This is a genomic window from Bacillus sp. GMa5/1 (assembly GCF_050172015.1).
Classification (GTDB): domain Bacteria; phylum Bacillota; class Bacilli; order Bacillales; family Bacillaceae_G; genus Bacillus_A; species Bacillus_A cereus.
In genome coordinates, this window is sequence record NZ_JBNLYC010000420.1 from 1 (window position 1) to 1,129 (window position 1,129).

Here is a 1,129-nt window from a genome sequence, read left to right on the forward strand (position 1 = left end):
TTTTCTATTTCAGTTTAATTTTGTAAGTTATTAAGAGAAAAAAACGCTATCTTTTCCTAGGATTCCACAAAAAAGATAGCGTAGTTCTTATAATTTAAAATGATGATTGAACTTTTGTATTCGATTTTAGGTAAACTATTTATTTTCATTTAAAAATTCAAGAACTTTATTAAAAGTTTCTCGCCCTGCTGGTGTGTTCATTTTAAATTGAAACTCATGAGCCAACTCACCAGAAATATTTTTATCAAAGAAGAGTTTTTCTATAGGTACTCCTTTACTTTCTAACTCAGACGCTAGTGCTTTGGCTTGATCTTCGAATGATGCAGTATTTCCATCTGTAATAAATGTTGGTGGATAATCTTTTGTAACGTGTTTAATGATAGAAGCAATTTCTATTTCAGGTAATGTTTCAAAATCCTTTTTCCCAAAATAAGCCCAACCAGTGGTACGCATAAAATCTTGTACTTCTTTAGTTGTTTCCATTTTAGCTAATGCAGGCATATTATATGGACCACAAAATAGTAACGTGCCTTTAATTGTAGCAGGCTCAACAACAGGATCAATTTTAGTTAACCTTGCATAATTGGAAGATGTTTGAATATTAACGAATTGTCCAGATATTTGTGCTCCAGCAGAATCTCCTGCAAAATAAACCTGTTCAAGTTTTAAATGATATTTCTTTGCATTTTCTTTTATATATTCATAAGCCTCACCAAGTTGGAATACTGGTGTAGGATATTTCATCTTAGGTGCAAGAGCATAATTTATATTTATTACTGCGTAACCCTTAGCAGCCAATTCTACTGCATAACCAGTGATATCGGATTTATCCCCACCTACAAATCCACCCCCATGAACCCAAAAAATAACAGGTGTTTTGTCAGTATGGTTTTTCGGATAAATAATGTCTAACATACCATCGGGAAATTTAGAATTATAATTGATGTCCTTAACGATTTGTGTTTCTTTTAAAGCGTTTTGATAATTATCCGATTGAACAAACATTCCACCTTCAAATGCTTTTTTTATGAGAAACGCTTTTGGAATAGGTGAAAGGTTCCAATAACTAACTCCTGCAATAATCAATCCGAAAACAATCAAAAGAAATATTAATATTCTTTTTTTCCAT

The 1,129-nt window shown here is 31.7% G+C and carries 1 protein-coding gene; it reads right to left on the reverse strand.

Annotated features, from left to right (window positions below; genetic code table 11):
- Nucleotides 1–135: 135 nt before the first annotated feature.
- Nucleotides 136–1,129 (reverse strand): alpha/beta hydrolase (locus ACQGSG_RS29120; RefSeq protein ID WP_426948772.1); only part of this gene is annotated, 994 nt, incomplete at its 5' end.